General features: G+C 73.5%; 14 protein-coding genes. 7 read left to right on the top strand and 7 right to left on the bottom strand.

Translation table 11 applies throughout. From position 1 onward, the window contains the following. Positions 1–126 precede the first annotated feature (126 nt). Positions 127–2,019, top strand: coding sequence for a copper resistance system multicopper oxidase (locus tag ANAE109_RS21900; protein ID WP_012099089.1), 1,893 nt, complete (start codon positions 127–129; stop codon positions 2,017–2,019). Continuing rightward, positions 2,006–2,755, top strand: a complete 750-nt coding sequence (locus ANAE109_RS21895; RefSeq protein ID WP_012099088.1) for a copper resistance protein B — start codon at positions 2,006–2,008, stop codon at positions 2,753–2,755. Before ANAE109_RS21900 ends, ANAE109_RS21895 begins: the two co-directional genes overlap by 14 nt. Before the next feature lie 44 nt (positions 2,756–2,799). Here the strand turns inward: ANAE109_RS21895 and ANAE109_RS21890 are convergent, their stop codons facing one another. The 5 genes from ANAE109_RS21890 to ANAE109_RS21870 form a co-directional block, all read right to left on the bottom strand. Beyond that, positions 2,800–3,285: a hypothetical protein gene (locus tag ANAE109_RS21890; protein ID WP_012099087.1), complete on the bottom strand. Its 486-nt coding sequence runs from the start codon at positions 3,283–3,285 to the stop codon at positions 2,800–2,802. A 48-nt stretch (positions 3,286–3,333) separates the two neighbouring features. Then, positions 3,334–6,612 carry an efflux RND transporter permease subunit gene (locus ANAE109_RS21885; RefSeq protein ID WP_012099086.1) on the bottom strand — a complete coding sequence of 1,093 codons (3,279 nt, stop codon included), beginning with the start codon at positions 6,610–6,612 and terminating at the stop codon, positions 3,334–3,336. A gap of 3 nt (positions 6,613–6,615) precedes the next feature. Then, positions 6,616–8,130: an efflux RND transporter periplasmic adaptor subunit gene (locus ANAE109_RS21880; RefSeq protein WP_012099085.1), complete on the bottom strand. Its 1,515-nt coding sequence runs from the start codon at positions 8,128–8,130 to the stop codon at positions 6,616–6,618. 13 nt (positions 8,131–8,143) lie between these two features. After that, positions 8,144–9,577: a TolC family protein gene (locus tag ANAE109_RS21875; RefSeq protein ID WP_012099084.1), complete on the bottom strand. Its 1,434-nt coding sequence runs from the start codon at positions 9,575–9,577 to the stop codon at positions 8,144–8,146. Positions 9,578–9,736: 159 nt separating this feature from the next. Beyond that, complete coding sequence (locus tag ANAE109_RS21870) at positions 9,737–10,171, bottom strand: cupredoxin domain-containing protein (protein ID WP_012099083.1); 435 nt, start codon at positions 10,169–10,171, stop codon at positions 9,737–9,739. Between the two features lie 405 nt (positions 10,172–10,576). Here ANAE109_RS21870 and ANAE109_RS21865 point away from each other — a divergent pair, with 405 nt between their 5' ends. Beyond that, positions 10,577–10,942: a hypothetical protein gene (locus ANAE109_RS21865; protein ID WP_012099082.1), complete on the top strand. Its 366-nt coding sequence runs from the start codon at positions 10,577–10,579 to the stop codon at positions 10,940–10,942. A gap of 35 nt (positions 10,943–10,977) precedes the next feature. On the opposite strand, the gene ANAE109_RS23835 is transcribed toward ANAE109_RS21865, so the two are convergent. Next, positions 10,978–11,703 carry an energy transducer TonB gene (locus tag ANAE109_RS23835; RefSeq protein WP_012099081.1) on the bottom strand — a complete coding sequence of 242 codons (726 nt, stop codon included), beginning with the start codon at positions 11,701–11,703 and terminating at the stop codon, positions 10,978–10,980. Between the two features lie 212 nt (positions 11,704–11,915). Between ANAE109_RS23835 and ANAE109_RS21855 the strand changes: the two genes are divergently transcribed. The 3 genes from ANAE109_RS21855 (at position 11,916) to ANAE109_RS21845 (ending at position 15,654) form a co-directional block, all read left to right on the top strand. Then, positions 11,916–13,361: a HAMP domain-containing sensor histidine kinase gene (locus ANAE109_RS21855; RefSeq protein ID WP_041448618.1), complete on the top strand. Its 1,446-nt coding sequence runs from the start codon at positions 11,916–11,918 to the stop codon at positions 13,359–13,361. After that, a complete protein-coding gene (locus ANAE109_RS21850; protein WP_012099079.1) occupies positions 13,362–14,753 on the top strand; it encodes a sigma-54 dependent transcriptional regulator in 1,392 nt (463 codons plus the stop codon). A gap of 145 nt (positions 14,754–14,898) precedes the next feature. Further along, positions 14,899–15,654: an EAL domain-containing protein gene (locus tag ANAE109_RS21845; protein ID WP_012099078.1), complete on the top strand. Its 756-nt coding sequence runs from the start codon at positions 14,899–14,901 to the stop codon at positions 15,652–15,654. Positions 15,655–15,667: 13 nt separating this feature from the next. On the opposite strand, the gene ANAE109_RS21840 is transcribed toward ANAE109_RS21845, so the two are convergent. Beyond that, a complete protein-coding gene (locus ANAE109_RS21840; protein WP_012099077.1) occupies positions 15,668–17,830 on the bottom strand; it encodes a TonB-dependent receptor in 2,163 nt (720 codons plus the stop codon). A gap of 157 nt (positions 17,831–17,987) precedes the next feature. Between ANAE109_RS21840 and ANAE109_RS21835 the strand changes: the two genes are divergently transcribed. Then, complete coding sequence (locus ANAE109_RS21835; RefSeq protein ID WP_012099076.1) at positions 17,988–18,470, top strand: DUF456 domain-containing protein; 483 nt, start codon at positions 17,988–17,990, stop codon at positions 18,468–18,470. The last annotated feature ends 48 nt before the right edge of the window (positions 18,471–18,518 follow it).

Below are 18,518 nucleotides of genomic sequence, written 5' to 3'. Positions count from 1 at the left end.
ACCCACCTCCTCTGAATCCCGCTCGCGGGTCCCCCCGTACGCGTGCGGCTTCTGATCGGGCCCGTTCGGACGGCACGCGCCGTGCGAGATCACCATCATTCCGAAGCGGCGATGCGGAGAGGACGTATGAGCGAGGCTCCCGGAGCGCACGAGTCGAACCCGCGCGGCGGGATCACGCGGCGGCGCTTCGTCCAGTGCGTCGCCCAGGCCGGGGCCGCGGTGAGCCTCGGCCTCGCGCCGGGCCGCGAGGCGCGGGCCCGGCCCGCGGGAGCCACGGGAGCGCCCCCGGTGCTCGACGCGAGCGCCGGTCCCATCGACCTCCGCGTCGAGCGCACGCGCGTCGAGATCGGCGGACGGCGTGGCGAGGCGGTCACCCTGAACGGCGTGCTCCCCGCGCCGCTCCTGCGCTTCCAGGAGGGGCGCGAGGCGGTGATCCGCGTCCTCAACACGCTCGACGAGGACACCTCGATCCACTGGCACGGCGTCCTCGTCCCGAACGCGATGGACGGCGTTCCCCAGGTGAACTTCCCCGGGATCCGGCCGGGCGAGACGTTCGTGTACCGCTTTCCCGTTCGGCAGTACGGCACGTACTGGTATCACGCTCACTCCGCGTTCCAGGAGCAGCTCGGCCACTACGGGCCGCTCGTCATCGAGCCGCGGAGGGGATCGCCGTTCACCTGGGATCGCGAGCACGTGGTGCTGCTCTCGGACTGGACGTTCGAGGACCCGCACCGGATCTTCGCGAAGCTCAAGAAGCAGCCCGACTACTACAACTTCCAGAAGCGCACGGTCGGCGACTTCTTCCGCGACCTCGGCAGGAAGGGCCTCGGGGCGACCCTCCGCGATCGGGCCGAGTGGGGCCGCATGAACATGAACCCGACGGACCTCGCGGACGTCACCGGGGCGACGTACACGTACCTCGTGAACGGGATCGCTCCGGACGGCGGCTGGACCGCCTCGTTCCGGCCCGGCGAGCGCGTCCTGCTCCGGTTCATCAACGCCTCGGCGAGCACGTTCTTCGACGTCCGGGTCCCCGGCCTCGCGATGAAGGTCGTCGAGGTGAGCGGCCAGTGGGTCGAGCCGGTCGACACCGAGGAGATCCGGATCGCCATCGCCGAGACGTACGCGGTGCTGGTGGAGCCGAGCGAGGACCGCGCCTACGCGATCTTCGCCGAGGCGCTCGACCGGAGCGGGTTCGCCCAGGCGACGCTGGCGCCGCGCGCCGGGTTGCGCCCCCCCACGCCGGAGCGCCGGAGGCGCGCGCTGCTGACCATGGCCGACATGGGCATGGCCCACGGCGCGATGGGCGGCATGGAGGGGATGCAGGAGGGCGGCCGCGGACACGGGGGAGAGCGAGCAGGTGGCGCCGCGCACGCGGGGCACGCCGCCGCGGCGTCCGCGGGGCCGAGGCCGCCGGGCGCGCTCCCGGAGCCGAGGCCGCACGGGCCCGATTCCCACGGCCCCGGCAACGCCGCGATCCCGATGATGACTCGCAGCCGGCTCGAGGAGCCGGGCATCGGGCTCGGCGACGACGGCCGCGCCGTCCTCACCTACGCGGCGCTCCGCGCGCGCGAGCCACGACCCGACTTCAGGGCGCCCGACCGGGAGATCGAGCTCCACCTCACCGGCAACATGGAGCGGTTCATGTGGTCGATCGACGGCGTGAAGTACTCGGACGCCGAGCCGATCCGGGTGCGCCCCGGCGAGCGCATCCGGCTCACGCTCGTGAACGACACGATGATGAACCACCCCATGCACCTGCACGGGATGTGGATGGAGCTCGAGAATGGGCACGGCGAGCGGATCCCGCGCGTACACACCGTGAACGTCAAGCCAGCGGAGCGCATGTCGCTGTTGTTCACGGCCGACGCCCCCGGCCCGTGGGCGTTCCACTGCCACGTCCTCTACCACATGGAGGCGGGCATGTTCCGCGTGGTCCAGGTCTCCGAGCGCGGAGCGACGGAGCCCGCGCGGCGGGAGGAGCGCGGCGCGGAGGAGCCCGGCCATGATCATGGATGATCGGCCCCGCCGCTCCCTCGCCCGGCGCGCCCGCTGGATCGTCCTGCCGTTCCTCGCGGCGCTCGCATCCCCGGCCGGCGCGCAGGTGATGGACTCGCAGCTCCACTGGCTCGCGCTCGTCGATCAGCTGGAGCTCGCGCCGAACCGCGAAGGGACGCCGGTCGTCGTGGACGCGACCGGCTGGGCGGGGGGCGACCTGAACCGGGTCTGGATCCGCGCGGAGGCCGACCCGGAGACGGAGCGCGCGTCGGGAGAGCTCCAGGCGGAGGCGCTCTACGGGCGGCTCATCTCGCCGTACTGGGACGCGCTCGCGGGCGTCCGGGTGGATCACCGCTGGGGCGGCGGGTCCGCCACGCGCGCGCAGCTCGCGCTCGGGGTCGAGGGGCTCGCGCCGTACTGGTTCGAGCTCGCGCCGACGCTCTACGTCAGCCACGACGGCGACGTCTCCGCCGAGCTCGAGGCGGAGTACGAGCTGCTGCTCACGCAGCGAACCATCCTGCAGCCTCGCCTCGAGGTGCACCTCGCGGTGCAGGACGTGCCGCAGTTCGGCGTCGGCTCCGGCCTCAGCGACCTCGAGCTGGGCGCCCGGGTCCGCTACGAGCTCCGGCGCGAGCTCGCGCCGTACGTCGGCGTCGCCTGGCACCAGGCCTTCGGCGACACCGCGGATCTCGCGCGCGACGCCGGAGAGGACGTCTCGAACGTCTCCTTCGTCGGCGGCGTGCGCGTCTGGTACTGACGTCCGGCGCGCGCGACGGTCCGGGCCGGCGCCGGGATCCGGCCCTAGGTGGCACGCGGCGTCGTCAATGCCACCCAGCCGGCGAGCAGCACCGCGATGGCGACGGACACGGCGGCCGCAGGCCGGGTCGGGCTGCGCAGCAGCTGCCCTACGAGGACGAGGGCGAGCCCCGCATACGCCGGATCGATCCTGCGAGGGCGCGATCCCGGCGCGGCCCCGACCGCGGCCCGCCTGCGAGCCCTTGCGGGCGCCCCCGCGAGCAGGACGCCGGCGACGAGCAGGACCCCGCCCGCCACGCGGAGCCCGGGGCCGGGTTCGCTCGGCGGGCCGAGGAGGCCGAGCGCGGCGGCGGTCTGGCTCGCGAGCGCCCCCGCGTAGGCGGCGACGGCGAGCCACTCGCGCGCGCGCGACGGCCGCGCGAGCCGGAACCCCAGGACGAGGAGCAGGGCGGAGATCGCGACGGCGAGGCTACCGGTCGGCGACGTGAGCGAGTCCAGGCTCGTCCCTCCAGTCAGCGCGCTGATCCGCACCCGGCCCGCCCCGCGCGGACCGGGTGCGGCCCTCGCGCATCTCGCAGGTCAGGCGGCGATGGCCGTCATCGTGTCCTCGTCGCTCACTTCCTTCTTCTTCCACAGGTAGTAAACGGGAGGATACACGAGCAGCTCCATCACGAACGAGGTCACGAGCCCGCCGATCATCGGGGCGGCGATGCGCTTCATGACGTCCGCGCCCGTTCCGATGGACCACATGATGGGCAACAGGCCCAGCATGGCGGCGAAGACCGTCATCGCCTTCGGGCGGACGCGCTTCACGGCGCCGTGGACGATGGCCTCGACGAGATCGCCGCGGGTGCGGAGGAGCCCCTTCGCCTTGTACTCGTCGTGCGAGAGGTCGAGGAACAGGAGCATGAAGACGCCGGTCTCCGCGTCGAGCCCCATGAGCGCGATGATCCCGACCCACACCGCGATCGAGACGTTGTAGTCGAGCGCCCAGAGGAGCCAGACCGCACCGACCGCCGAGAACGGGACGGCCGCCATCACCAGCGCCGCCTTGAACGACGACTTCGTGTTCATGTAGAGCAGGCCGAAGATGAGCACGAGCGTGATGGGGATGATGAGCTTCAGCCGCTCCTTCACCCGCAGCATGTTCTCGTACTGACCGCTCCAGCTCATGTTGTACCCGGTGGGCAGGTCCACGCCGGCCGCGACCGCCTTCTTCGCCTCGTCGACGTAGCCCCCGACGTCGATCTTCGAGGTGTCGAAGTCCACGTAGACGTACCCGGAGAGCAGCCCGTTCTCGTTCCGGATCATGGCCGGGCCCTGCGCGAGCACGACGTCCGCGATCTCCTCCATCGGGATCTGGCCCTGGCCGCTCGGCAGCGGCAGGAGCACGCGGCGCAGGGCCGACAGGTCCTCGCGGTAGTCGCGCGCGTAGCGGACGTTGATGCCATAGCGCTCGCGCCCCTCGACGGTGGTGGACTGGTTGTCCCCGCCCACCGCGGTCATGACCATCATGTTCGCGTCGTCCACCGTGAGCCCGTAGCGGGCGAGCTGCTCGCGCTTGAGGACGAAGTCGAGGAAGTAGCCGCCCGCGACGCGCTCCGCGTAGACGCTCCGCGTGCCGGGCACCTTCTTCACGACGGCCTCGGTCTCCTTCGCGATCTGCTCGATGGTCTTCAGGTCGGCGCCGCTGATCTTGATCCCGATGGGTGTGCGGATCCCCGTGGAGAGCATGTCGAGCCGGCCCTTGATGGGCATCGTCCAGGCGTTCGAGATCCCGGGCAGCTGCAGCGCCGCGTCCATCTCGTTCTCGAGCTCCTCGTGGCTGATCCGGTCGTTCCAGATCGGCCGCAGCACGGCCTTCAGCCAGTCCGGCGCCCAGGACGAGTACCAGCGCGGCTTCTCGCGCCACTCCGACTGCGGCTTCAGGATGAGCGTGGTCTCCATCATCGTGAAGGGCGCCGGGTCGGTGGAGGTGTTGGCGCGGCCGGCCTTCCCGAACACGCGCTCCACCTCCGGGAACGTCTTCAGCAGCTTGTCCTGCACCTGGAGCGCCTGCTGGGCCTCCGCCACGGACATGCCGGGCTCGACCGCCGAGGGCATGTAGAGGATCGTCCCCTCGCGCAGCTGCGGCATGAACTCGGAGCCGAGCGACAGGTACACGGGGATGGTGGTCACGACGAGGAGCACGCTCGCGAGGATGGTGGCCCTGGGGTGGCGCAGGACGAACCGGCAGGGCGGCTCGTACACCCTGTGGAGCGCCCTCGAGATCGGGTGGGCCTCCTCGGAGTAGTAGGTGCCGACGAGCGCCTTGTTCGCGAGCCAGGCGAGCCAGCGCGGCTTGAAGGTGAAGTCGTCGATCCGCGCGAACATCATGCGCATCGCGGGGTCGAGCGTGATCGCCAGGAAGGCCGCGATCGCCATCGCGAGGTTCTTCGAGAAGGCGAGGGGGCGGAACAGGCGCCCCTCCTGGTCGACGAGCGTGAACACCGGCATGAACGCCACGGCGATCACGAGCAGCGAGAAGAACACCCCCGGCCCGACCTCGAGCAGCGCCTCCAGCCGGACGTGGTGGAAGTCGCCCTTCCTCCCGTCCTTCAGCCAGTGATGGATCTTGTTGTAGGCGTTCTCCACCTCGACGATGGCGCCGTCCACGAGCACGCCGATGGAGATGGCGATGCCGGCGAGCGACATGAGGTTCGCGTTGATCCCCATGAAGTACATGGGGATGAACGAGAGCGCGACCGACACCGGGATGGTGATGATCGGGATGATCGCGGAGGGGATGTGCCACAGGAAGACGAGGATGATGATCGAGACGACGATGATCTCCTCGACCAGCTTGTGCTTCACCGTGGAGATCGCCTCCTCGATGAGCTCCGACCGGTCGTAGGTCGTGACGAGCTCGACGCCCTCCGGCAGCGACGGCTTCACCTCCTCGAGCTTGGCCTCGATCCGCTCGATGACGTTCAGCGCGTTCTCGCCGTGGCGCATCACGACGATGCCGCCCACGACGTCGCCCTCGCCGTCCAGGTCGGCCACGCCGCGGCGCATCTCGGGGCCGAGGGCGACGGTGGCGACGTCCTTCACGAGGACGGGCGTGCCGCCCTCCGAGCGCAGGACGAGGTTCTCGAGGTCCGCGATGCTCTTCACGTAGCCGCGCCCGCGGACCATGTACTCGCGGCCGCTGAACTCGACGAGCCGCCCGCCGACGTCGTTGTTCCCGGTGCGGACGGCGTTCACGACCGCGTCGAGCGGCAGCTTGTAGGTCGCGAGGGCGTTGGGGTTGACGGTGATCTGGTACTGGCGCACCTGCCCGCCGACGGTCGCGACCTCGGACACGCCCGGGACGCTCTGCACCGCGTAGCGCAGGAACCAGTCCTGGAAGGACCGGAGCTCGTCCGACGAGTGGCGTCCGGTCCGATCGACGAGCGCGTACTGGTAGACCCAGCCCACGCTCGTCGCGTCCGGGCCGAGCTCGGTCGTCACGCCCTGCGGCAGCTGCGGGGTGATCTTCGAGAGGTACTCGAGCACGCGCGTGCGCGCCCAGTACATGTCCGTGCCGTCCTCGAAGATCACGTACACGTAGCTGAAGCCGAAGTCGGAGAAGCCCCGGATCGCCTTCACCTTCGGCGCCCCGAGGAGCGCGGTGGTGATCGGGTAGGTGACCTGGTCCTCGACGATGTCGGGGCTCCGGTCCCACTTCGAGTAGACGATCACCTGGGTGTCGGAGAGGTCGGGGACCGCGTCGAGCGGGATGTGCCGCATCGCCCAGGCGGAGCCGAGCAGGGCCACGAGCGTGGCCGCGACGACGAGGTACTTGTTCTCCGCGGAGAACCTGATGATGGCCTTGATCATCCGCTACCGCCCGTGCCCTGCGTGCGGGTCCGCGCCGGCTTCCGCGGGCGCCTTCGCCGGCGCCGGCGAGCCCGAGGCGAGCGCGGCGAGCGAGGCCCGCAGCCGCGACTCCGAGTCGATGAGGAAGTTCGCGCGCGTCACGACCCCCTCGCCGGCCGCGACCCCCGACACCACCTCGACGAACTCGGAGTCGCCGTCGCCGAGCTGCACCTCGCGCGGCTCGAACTTGCCGCCCCCCAGCGCGACGAACACGACGCTCTGCGTCCCGGAGTTGATCACCGCGTCGGCCGGGATCCGCACGCCCTCGCGGCTCGTCCCCTTGAACACCACCTCGCCGAACATCTCGGGCTTCAGCTCGCCCTTCGGGTTCGGGACCTCCACGCGCACCTTCGCGGTGCGGGTCTTCGGGTCGAGGAGCGGGTCGATGAACGCCACCCGGCCTTCGAAGGAGCGGTTCGGGAACGCCTTGAGCGCCAGCGTGGCGGGCCCCCCGATCTTCACGTGGCGGAGGTCGCTCTCGTACGCGTCCGCGAGCACCCACACGCGCGAGAGGTCCACGATCTCGAACGGCATGTCTCCGGCGTTGACGCGCATCCCCGGGACGACGTCCTTCTTCGTGAGGACGCCCGTCGCCGGCGAGTAGAACGTGATGGTGCGCGTGGGGCGGCCCGTGCGCTCGAGCCGCGCGATCTCGGACCGCGGGACGTCCCACAGCTCGAGCTTGCGGCGCGCCGCCGCCACGAGCGCGTCCCCGTCCGCGTCCATGCCTCCCGCCTCGGCCAGCGTCTTCTGCGTCCGCAGGGCGAGGAGGTACTCCTCCTGCGCGGCGAGCAGCTCGGGGCTGTAGATCGAGAAGAGCGGCTCCCCCTTCTTCACGAGCCGCCCGATGAAGTCCCCGTGGACGTGCTCCATGAACCCGGAGAACTTCACGTTCACGTGGTGCACGCGCGTCTCGTCGATGGCGACCCGGCCGCTCGTGCGCCAGGAGCCCCCGACCGTGCCCTTCTCGGCGTGCGCCACCTTGAGGCCGATGAGCTGCTGTCGCGCGGGGTCGATCGTCACGGCCGAGAGTCCCCCGGGCGGCGGCGTTCCACCGCCGGAGGCCTCGTCCGCGCCCTTCACCTCCACGAGCTTCATGCCGCAGATCGGGCAGTCGCCCGGGTGGTCCTGCACGATGCTCGGGTGCATCGGGCACTGCCACTGCGCCTTCCCCTCCGCCGGCGAGGCGCCCTGGGGCGCCGGCCCGGTCGCCGCGGCCACCTCCACGAGCTTCATGCCGCAGATCGGGCAGTCGCCCGGGTGATCCTGCACGACGCTCGGGTGCATCGGGCACTGCCACTGCTCCTTCGCGGCCGCGCCGCCCTCGTGCGCGTGAGGATCGCCTCCGCGCGAGGCGAGCAGCCAGCTCCCGCCGCCGGCCAGCGCCGCCGACGCGACCATCGCGAGGACCAGCGCGCGCGTGCCGAAGCTGCGACGGGGGCGGGAAGGAGCGCTCGTGTTGCCGTTCTCGGTGTTCATCGTTTCCCCTGTCTCACATCCCGGACGTCATCGACGCGGAGGGCCCTGCCTCGGCCGCGGCCGCGGCGCCGGGGGCGCCGCTCGAGAGGCCGCCGCCCGAGGCGCCTGCTCCGGGCATGCCCCCCGACGTCATCGCTCCGCCAGCCCCCGGGAGGCCGACGGGATCGAGGCTCACCTCGGCGGCGGAGATGGCGAGCCGCTGCGCGTCCACCACGGCCGCGAGGAACCCATCCTCGTCGGCGATGTACCCCGCGTTGGCCTCGAGCACGGACGCGAAGGTCACCCTGCCGACGCGGTACTGCGCGAGGGTGCTGTCGGCGGTCGCGCGCGACTGCACGAGGAGCCCCTCGCGGAAGAGCCGGGCGGTCTCGGCGACCGCCTCGTAGGCCGAGCGACGCTCGGCGACGCGCAGCCGGAGCACCTGCTCCACCGCCTCGGCCGACGCCTCGCTCGACTCGGCGCGCGCCCGGCTCTCGGCGACCGCCCGGTTCTGCTTGCGATAGGACCACACGGGGAGGCTGATCGAGATGCCCGCCTGCCACATGGGGTCGAGCCCGCCGCGCGGCATGACGCCCGCGTTCACGTTGAGGTCGGGGAAGCGCTCGCGGCGGGCGAGGGAGACGGACTTCGTCCCCCGCTCCGTCCCGAGCCGCGCCTGGGCGAGCTCCGGGCTGCGCGCGAGCGCGTCCGCCAGCGCGGCGTCAGGGGAGGAGAGCGCGGGCATCGGGAGATCCCGCACGCTCATCGTGGTGGCGATCGCCTCGTCCACCGGGCGCCCGCGGAGACGGTTGATGGTCTGGACCGCCGTCCTCTCCTGCGCTTCGAGCCCCCAGCGGCGCTGCCGGAGGCGGTTCAGCTCGAGCTGGGCGCGGAGCACGTCGGACTGGGCGCCCTCGCCAGCCTCGTAGCGCGCGCGCGCGACGCCCGCCGACGTCCGCCAGATCCCCTCCAGCCGCTGCAGCAGCTCGAGCCGGTCGCGCGCGAGCAGCAGATCCAGGTACGCGCGCCGGACGTCCGCCTCCGTGCCCAGGCGTGCCCGGGTGAGCGTCGCGCCCGCCTCGTCCGCGGCGAGGCGCGCCACGTCCGTGCGAAGGCCCCGCTTCCCGGGCCAGGGGAGCCCCTGGCTCAGCATGACCTGGTAGAAGCTGGTCTCCATCTTCCCGATCATGATCTCGCCGAACCCGTCGTTCTGGATTCCCAGCGACAGGACCGGATCCGGCAGGGCGCCCGCCTGCGGGACGCGCTCGCGCTCGGCGCGCAGCGCGGCGTCCGCCCGGCGGAGCTCGGGGCGCGCGTCGAAGCTCTCCTCGATGAGCCGCGCGAGCACGGGATCCGTGGGGAGCGCGGGCAGCGAGCCGCCTGTCTCCTGAGCGCTCGCAGCCACGGGCGGCGCGAGGAGCAGCAGAACGAGCGCGCGGGCGAGCGAGTTTCCAACGTATCGGCGCATGGTCGAGAGCCCCTAAAGCACCCTGCGTGCCACTCCGGTGCGGTCGCGAACGCCTGCCGGACGTCGAGCGGCGCGGCGTCCACGCCGGCGAGGGGAGAAGCGGCGCCGCCCGGTGCCGGTGGTGATCCGGCGCCGGGCGGCGGGCGTGCTGGACGACGACTACGGGATGAAGACCACGCCGCTGATGTGGTCCATGCCGCAGGCGTAGCGGATCTCGCCCGACTTCGTGGGCGTGAACTCCACGGTGACCGGCTTGCCGAGCGGCAGCGGCGCGTTGATGCCGTGATCCTTGATCACGATCTCCTTCGCGCAGGTGCTGTCCGTCTTCCGCGTCACGACGAAGCGGACCTTCTCGCCCTTCTTCACCTTCACCTTGGACGGCTCGAAGCCGTCGTCGGTCACCGCCATCTCCACCGTGCGGACGCCGTTCTTCACGGTCCCCTCGGCGATGCCGGCAGCCGGGTTCGCGTGCGCGGCGCCGTGGCCGGAGCCGTGCATCGTGCCGTGATCGTGTCCTCCGTGCTGCGCGAGCGCCGGCGCCGCCAGGACGGCGAGCGTCGCGGCGATCGGCAGGAGGAAGGGCTTGGTGTTCATCTCGGTCTCTCCAGTCGTATGCGCCCGGACGCGGGCGCGTTTCGCTGGAGATCCATAGCAGGACCCGTGCCGGGCTCGCCGGGCGTCGAATCGAGCGTCCGTCGCGTGATCGGACCGCCGCGCGAGGCCCAGGGGGGACACACTGTGACGCCGCCGGTCACGCTCGCCCCGCCTCGCGCCGCCCCTCGTCGAGCGCGGTCCGGGAGCGCCCGCGAGGCTGGGATGGTCACGCTGTGATGGGACGGGTCACGGCGTGGCGATCGTCGCGAGCGGCCCCGTCGCGTGGAAAGCCTGCAAACCCGTGGCGGCGTGGGTGGCGCGAGGGCTGCAGTGGCGACTTGCAGCTTCGCTTCGCTCCGGTCGGAGGCGAGGCTCCCATCCTCGACCGGCACAAGGACGTATCGCATGACCTCCTCTCGCCTCGCCCTCGCCCTCGTCGCCACGCTCGCCCTCGCCTCGGGGCGCGCGTACGCCGCGGGCATCGACCACGACGACACGGCTTACCCGGAGCCTGCTTCCACGTGGAGCGGAACCGTCACGGTCGAGGCGTCGCCGCAGCTGACTTACGACGACACGAGCTACCCCGCAGCTCACACCACCATCCACAAGGAGCTCCTCTCCGCCTCGCGCGCCGTCGCTCTCGCGAGCGCGGACGACACGACGTACCCGACGGCAGACGTGCAGCGGACGCCCGCGCGAGCGCCGCAGGCGAGCGACGCGCAGGAGCGGGTCGCGTGCGGGTGCGCTCACGGGTGCGCTCATCACGGGTGAGCCCCGGGCCGTCGCGCGCGGCCGCGGCGGGGCCATCAGGTGAGGACGTACACGATCGGCACCTCGACGGCTTGTTCCTCCGAGGGGCGCGGGAACGGCACCGACGCCCGGACGTCGTCGAGGGCGCACTCGTCGAGCGCCTTCCGGCCGCTCGTCTTCACCACCCGGAGATCCGCCACCGTGCCGTCCGTCCGGAGGGTGAAGGCCACGCGCACGACGCCGGTCCAGCCCATCGCGGCGGCGAGCGCGGGGTAGGGACGCCGCGAGGCGCGCTCCTGGATGCGCCGCACGATCTCCCGCTGGTGGAGGACGAGCCACTCGGACGCCTGGACGCCGGCCGGGGCGATGCCTCCCTCCCGACCCCCGCCGCCACGCGGGAAGCGGCTGTACGGATCGCCGCCCGCGCCCGAGAAGGCGACGTCCCCTGCGGTGAGGGGGGGGAGGTCCGCGGGGTCGGCTGCCTCCAGGGGCGGGGCGGTCGCCGAGACGGGCGCGCTGGGCGGGATGAGGCGGCGGGGATCCGCAGGGCTCCTGAGCGCCGAGGGGACCGGGCCGGCGGGTCGCTGCGCTCTCGAGGAGACCGCCGCAGGTGGCTGGAGCAGCTCGCGCGTGGCGGCCGGGCGGACGAGCAGCACGTCCACCGGGACCGGCGGTCTCGGGGAGGCCGGGCGCAGGGTCACCCACACCACGAGCGCGTGCACCGCCACCGCCCCGCCGGTGAAGCCGAGCCTCCGCGCTCCGATCGGCTCCCGCGCGATCACCGCCCCTCCCACCGGGCGAGGTGGCGAGGTCGTCGCCGCCTCGTCACCCTCAGCGAACCCGGAGCTCGGGGCGCGCGGACGGATGGCGTCACCGCGGGCGCGCCGAGCCTTTGCCCGCTACACTGTGTGGGGCAGCGGTGTCCGTCGACCCACCGCCGGGCGTGCGAGCGTGCGCGACCCGCCGGCGGGCACCGGGCGGCCCCGCAGGTAAGATGCGACACGGATACGGATCGGGAACGGCGCGCCGGCTCGCGCTCGGCTTCGGGGCGCTCGTGCTCCTGTTCGCGGCGGCGTCGGCGGTCGCCATCGCGGGCTCCGTCCGCATCCACCGCGGGCTCGCCGAGATGAAGCCCCGCGAGGAAGGCGTGCGCCTCTCGCTCGAGCTCGCGAGCGCCGTCCGCGACCAGTACGCCCACCAGGCGCACACCATCATCATCGGCGACGCCTCGCACCTCGGGTTCTATGACGGGGCGCGCGAGACGGTGCTGCGGCTCACGCGGGCCCTCCGCCAGGCGGCGGAGGAGCCGGAGGAGCGCGCCCTCGTGGATCGGATCGAGGCGGAGAGCAGGACGCTGGACGCCATCTTCCGGGAGCGGATCGTCCCGGCGGTCCTCGCAGGCGAGCAGGGGAGCGTCAAGCTCGAGCACGATCGGGCGCAGCTGGTCGTGACCCGGATCCAGGACCTCACCCAGGCGCTGGTCGAGCGGTTCGAGTCGAAGATCCGGGCGTTCCGCCGCGACGCGGAAGGGGTCCAGCGCCGCACGCTGGCCTTCCTCGTCGGGCTGCTCGTGGCGGCGCCCGTGGTGGCGGTGATCGTCTCGATCGTGATCGGCCGTTCCATCGCGGCGCCCGTGGCCCAGCTCCAGGCCGGCGCGGCGCGCATCGCGGCGGGGGAGCTCGACGCCCGGATCGAGGTGCACGGCGCGCCGGAGCTGGAGGCGCTCGCCCGCCAGTGGAACGCGACGACGGCCGCGCTGCGCGACCACCAGGAGCGGCTCGTCGAGACGGAGAAGCTCGCCGGGATCGGCCGCCTCGCCGCGGGAGTGGCGCACGAGATCAACAACCCGCTCGGCGTCATCCTCGGATACGCCAAGCTGCTCCGGAAGAAGGCCGAGCCCGCTGCGGCCGAGGACCTCGCCGTCATCGAGGAGGAGACCCTGCGCGCCAAGGAGATCGTGGAGGGCCTGCTCGACCTCTCGCGGCCGCTGCCGGCCGCGGCGCAGGCGGTGGACCTGCGCGCCCTCGCGGACGACGTGGTGGCGCGGCTGCGCGAGGCGCGCCTCCTCGATGGCGTGGCGGTCCACGTCGACGGCGGCGCCACGGCGCCCGGCCACCCGGACAAGCTGCGCCAGGTGCTCGTGAACCTGGTACGGAACGCCGCCGAGGCGGCCGGGCCGGGCGGGCGCGTGGCGGTGCGGGTCGGGGCGCTGGATGGGACGGCCGAGGTCGCGGTGGAGGACTCCGGGCCCGGGATCGACGCGGCGACGCGGGGGCGACTGTTCGAGCCGTTCTTCACCACCAAGCCGCGCGGCACCGGGCTCGGCCTGGCGGTCTCGCGCGCCATCGCGCGGGCGCACGGGGGCGACCTCGCCGCGGATCCCGCGGAGCACGGCGGCGCGCGCTTCGCGCTCAGGCTGCCCGCGCGGGGGGAGGCGTAGATGGAGCCGGTGCGGGTCCTGGTCGCCGACGACAAGGAGAACATGCGCAAGCTGTTCGCGAAGATCCTCGCGGACGGCTACGACGTGGAGACGGCCCAGGACGGGGCGAGCGCGCTCGCGCTCGTGGCGAGCCGCGCCTACGACGTGGTGGTCACCGACATCCGCATGCCGGGCGCCGACGGCTTCGAGCTGCTGGCCGCCGTGAAGGCGCGCGCGCCCACCACCGAGGTGGTGATGGTGACGGGGTACGCGACCGTCGCCGACGCGGTGCGTGCCATGAAGCAGGGCGCGTTCGACTACCTCGAGAAGCCGTTCGACCCCGACGCGGCCCTGGCGGTGGTCGCCCGGGCAGCCGAGCACAAGCGGCTCGTCGACGCCGCTCGCCTCGCCGCGGCGCCCGGTGACCCGGACGCGTTCCACAACCTCGTGGGCCGCAGCCCCCGCATGCGCGAGGTGTACGCGCTGCTCGACAAGGCGGCCCACGTGGACGCGACCGTGCTCGTGCTGGGGGAGACCGGGACCGGCAAGGAGCTCGCGGCGCGCGCCATCCACTACCACTCCGGCCGCCGCGAGCGGCGGTTCATGCCGGTGAACTGCGGCGCGCTGCCGGGCGAGCTCATCGAGAGCGAGCTGTTCGGGCACGCGCGCGGGGCGTTCACCGGGGCCGCCGTCGCGAAGCCCGGGCTCTTCGAGGAGGCGCGCGGCGGGACCGTGTTCCTCGACGAGGTGGGCGAGCTGCCGCTGTCGGCGCAGGTGAAGCTGAACCGCGCCCTGCAGGAGAAGGAGATCCGCAGGGTGGGCGAGAGCACCCCGGTGAAGATCGACGTCCGCATCGTGGCGGCCACCCACCGCGACCTGCGCGAGGAGGTCCGGGCCGGTCGCTTCCGCGAGGACCTCTTCTACCGGCTGAACGTCATCGCCGTGACGCTCCCGCCGCTGCGCGACCGCGCCGAGGACGTGCCGCTCCTCGCCGCCCACTTCCTCGACAAGCACGCCCGAGCGCTGCGCCGCGAGCTCCGCGGCTTCGAGCCGGAGGTGCTCGTGCGCCTCGCCGGCTACGCCTGGCCGGGGAACGTGCGCGAGCTGGAGAACACGATCGAGCGAGCGGTCGCCGTGGCGGGGGGCGAGCGGATCGGCCTGGCGGACCTCCCGCCGGAGGTCGCCGCGCCCCCCGCGGGCGCCGCGCCCGCCGAGGCGCTCGCGGCGCTGCCGTACCGCGACGCCGTGGCCGGCGCCCGGGACCGCGTGACGCGCGAGTACCTGGTGGCGCTGCTCACCGAGTTCGAGGGGAACGTCACCCGCGCCGCCGAGCGGGCGGGGCTCGAGCGGGAGAGCCTTCACCGCCTGCTGCGCAAGCATGGCCTCCGCTCGGAGGACTTCAAGCCCGCGTAGCGCGCGGACGCTCGCGACGGCTCGCCGTCGTATGCGCTCGGAAGGTCGGGCGCCCAGCGAAGGAGCGGGCGATCGCGCGGGCCGGTGGCGCCCGGAAAATCCGGGGGAGGAGAATTCGGGCCGGCGGCGTGCGTTGTATGGATGAGTGCGAGACCTGAACACGGCCGCGGCGCTCCGCGCCCCACCTTCCTGGCAGCCCCGCCCCGACGGCCTGGACGTGGTCAGGGCCGGCCGCTTCGGCGTCCAGTACGAGCCCATCGTCGAGGTCACCACCGGCCGGCTCCACGGCTACGAGGCCCTCGCGCGCTTTCACCGCCGGGACGGAGTGACGGTGCCGCCGGCGGTCGTGTTCGAGCGGCTGCGGGCCTTTCCGGAGCTGCTGTTGCGGACCGAGCTCTCCCTGAAGCGCCTCCAGGTGGAGCAGGCGCCCGGCCCGCGCGTGTTCCTGAACGTCTCCCCGGACACCTGGGGGCGCGCGAGCGCCAGCTTCCGCGAGGTGTTCGCCGCGTCGCGGGTCGAGGTGGTGGTCGAGGCCGTCGAGAACGTCCACGCGAGCACGATCGGCCGCGGCGCGAGCATGCTGCGGGAGCTCGCCCGCGCCGGGATCACCGCAGCCCTCGATGACCTCGGCGGCGCGAACGTCCTCGTCAGCGCCGAGGAGCTGCACCTCGCCCGCGTCCTCAAGCTCGACCGGAGCGTGCTGCGCAGCGTCGGCGATCCCGCGCGCCGGGCGCTGCTCGACGGGGTGCTGTCCTTCGCCTCCCGGACGGGCAAGCCGGTCGTGGCAGAGGGCGTCGAGACCGCGGCGGACTTCCAGGTGGTCCGCGAGCTCGGGATCGACCTCGCCCAAGGGGACCTCTTCCGCGAGGGGTTCCGGCGCGTCATGCCGGTCCACCACTGACGCGCGACGACCCTCAGCGTCCCGAGGCGCCGGCGGCGAACCTCAGCCCCGCCCGGATCGCGCGCGGCGCGCCGATCGTGTCCACCCCCGCTCGCCCCACCAGGTAGCGCCGGTCGAGCGCGTTCTCGATCGCGGCGAACAGCTCCAGCCCCCCGACGAGCGGCCGGGACGCGAAGGCGTCCAGCGTCGCGAACCCCGGGAGCTCGAGGGTGTTCCGGTCGTCCTCGAACGCGCGCCCGAGCCAGCGCACCTCCAGCGCGGCGCTCCCGATCCGCCCGCCCGCGAGGACCGCGCGCCCGGAGACCCGGTGTGCCGGAGCGTGCACGAGCGCCTTGCCCACCAGCTCGGGGTAGCCGGGCGCCGAGGTGACGCGGGAATCCGCGAGGGTCCACGCGGCGGAGAGCGCGAGCGGGCCCGAGGGGTGCCAGGCGACCTCGGTCTCGAGCCCCCGGACCCGCGCGCGCCCCAGGTTCACGCGTCGCCGCGTCGAGCCGTCCGGCAGCGGGGCGTCCAGGGTCACGATGGTCAGGGGATCGAGGAGCGCGTTCCAGTACCCGGTGGCGCGAAGCGAGAGGCCGCCGGCGAGGCGCACCTCCGGACCCGCCTCGCCCCCGGCGAGCGTCTCGGGGCCGAGCGCCGGGTTCGACGCGGTGAGCACCGTCCCGACCTGGAACGGGCGGTACAGCTCGTTCAGCGTGGGCGCGCGGAACGCGCGGTAGGCGGAGGCGCGCACGGTGATGGCGCTGGACGGGGACCAGCGGGCGGCGAGGCGGGGCGAGAAGACGGCGCGGGTGCGCGCCGCGTGGTGGACCTCCTCGAGCGCTCCGTCGGCGCGCGTCACCCCGCTGCGCCCTTCTTCATCGCGCCACAGGTCGACCCGGGCCGCTCCGGCGAGCTCCAGGGCCGCCGACGGCGACCACGCGTCCTGCGCGAACAGCCCGCCCGTCCACTGCCGCCCGGACGCCTCTCGCGCGACCGGGCTCGAGGGCGCGGGGTCCGGAGGGTAGAGCCGCTCGCGGCTCGTGCCGGAGACGCGGCGCAGGTCGAGGCCGGCCGAGACGACGTGCGCGCCGAGCGGCGGCAGCGCGGCGACGGCCCAGCCGCCCACGTCGTTCGACGGCACCTCCTGCGACGCCGCGAGCGCCTCGCTGCCGCGGTCCGCGGAGAAGCGGGCGCGGTCCTGCGTGAACCTCCTCGCTCCGCCGTAGAGCGCCGCGTCGAGGCGGACCTCGCCGACCCGCGCGGCGAGGCCGAGGCGCGCGGTCGCGGTCCGCTGCGCCGCCTGCGTGTAGCGCGTCCCGCCGTCCTGCTCCTCGTCGAAGAACGTCCCGCCGAGCGTCAGCCGCGCGCCCGTCGCGCGCTCGGCGAGCACGCGCGCGGACACCGTCGTGTGTCGCGCGGAGGCGCGTCCGTCCACCGCGCCTCGATCCCACGGGGCGACCACGACGTAACCGTCGGTGGCCGCGTGCTCGGCCTCGAGCGATCCGCCGAGCGCGGCGGCCCGATCGGCCGCCCACACCGCGGCGCCCCGCGTGCCGAGGCTGCCGCCGTAGGCCTCGGCGCGCGCGGCCGCGCCCTCGATGGCGCGCGGCACGAGCGCCACCACGCCGCCGAGCGCGAAGCTGCCGTAGAGGGCGGACGCTCCGCCCGGCGCGACCTCGACGCGCTCCAGGCCGAGCCGGGGTACCGCGCGCCACGAGATCCAGCCGCCGAAGGGATCGTTCACCGGCACGCCGTCGTCGAGGAGGAGGGCGCGCGCGACCGCGGAAGGAGCGACGCCGCGCAGGTTCAACCCCTGCGACGACGGGTCGGCGACGAGGCTGGTGGAGCGGCGCAGCGTCGCGAAGGAGGGCAGCGTGCGGAGCGTCGCGTCGACGGTGGTGGCGGCGCTGCGATCCAGCTCGTCGGAGCGCACCACGAGCACGGTGGTGGGGAGGTCCGCCACCGGGCGCGGGAGCCGGGTCGCGCTCACGACGGTCTCGCCCACGTCGGGGGGTGGCTCGTCGTCCCTCGAGTCCGCGGCGTTCGCGACGGCGCCACGCTCGGGATGAGCGGCCGTCCGGTCGCGATCGCCGGCCTCGTCGCCGCGGCCGGCCGCGCCTGGCTGCGCCACCCCGACCCCGGTCGACAGGGCGAGCGCGACGAGCGCGCGCCGGAGCGCGAACCCGGCCCTCACGGCGCGAGCGCCTCGCGGGAGGCGGGCAGGGTGGCCGGAGCGCGCGACACGTTGGCCGAAGCCTGCGCCGGCGACCTCGGCCGGGCAACTCGGCTGCGCGGACCGGTCCGCATGGGGCCTCGACGCCGGAGGTGAAGAGGCGCCATGAACGCCGCGCGTGACGACCGTCCTGCTCTACGCGCTCGGCGCGGCGGCGATCGTGGCCGGCATCGCAGGGCTCGTGCTGCCCGTGCTGCCCGGATCGTTGCTGCTGGTCGCGGGCGTCGTGCTGGTCGCCTGGGCGGAGGGCTTCACGCGCGTGGGCTGGGGCACCGTCGCGATCGCGGCGGTGCTCGGGCTCGCCATGTGGCTCGTGGACCTCGCCGCGGCCGCGCTCGGCGCGAAGGCGTTCGGCGCGTCGCCGCGCTCCATCCTGGGCGCGAGCGTGGGGCTCCTCGTCGGCCTCTTCCTCGGGCCGGTGGGGGTGGTGCTCGGTCCGATCGTGGGGGCGGTGCTGTTCGAGCTCACGCGCACCCCCGACCTGCGCGCCGCCGGGCGCGCGGGCGCGGGCGCGTTCGTCGGGTTCGTCCTCGGCAACGTCCTGAAGATCGCGCTCGCCTTCGTGCTCGTCGGCATCGTGGTGCTCGCGCTCGTCGTGTAGCTCACAGGGTTGTTCAGGATGCCGGGGACCGAGCCCCAGCCAGGCGAG

Source organism: Anaeromyxobacter sp. Fw109-5 (assembly GCF_000017505.1).
Taxonomy (GTDB): Bacteria; Myxococcota; Myxococcia; order Myxococcales; family Anaeromyxobacteraceae; genus Anaeromyxobacter.
This window is presented reverse-complemented; position numbering and strand designations above follow the sequence as displayed.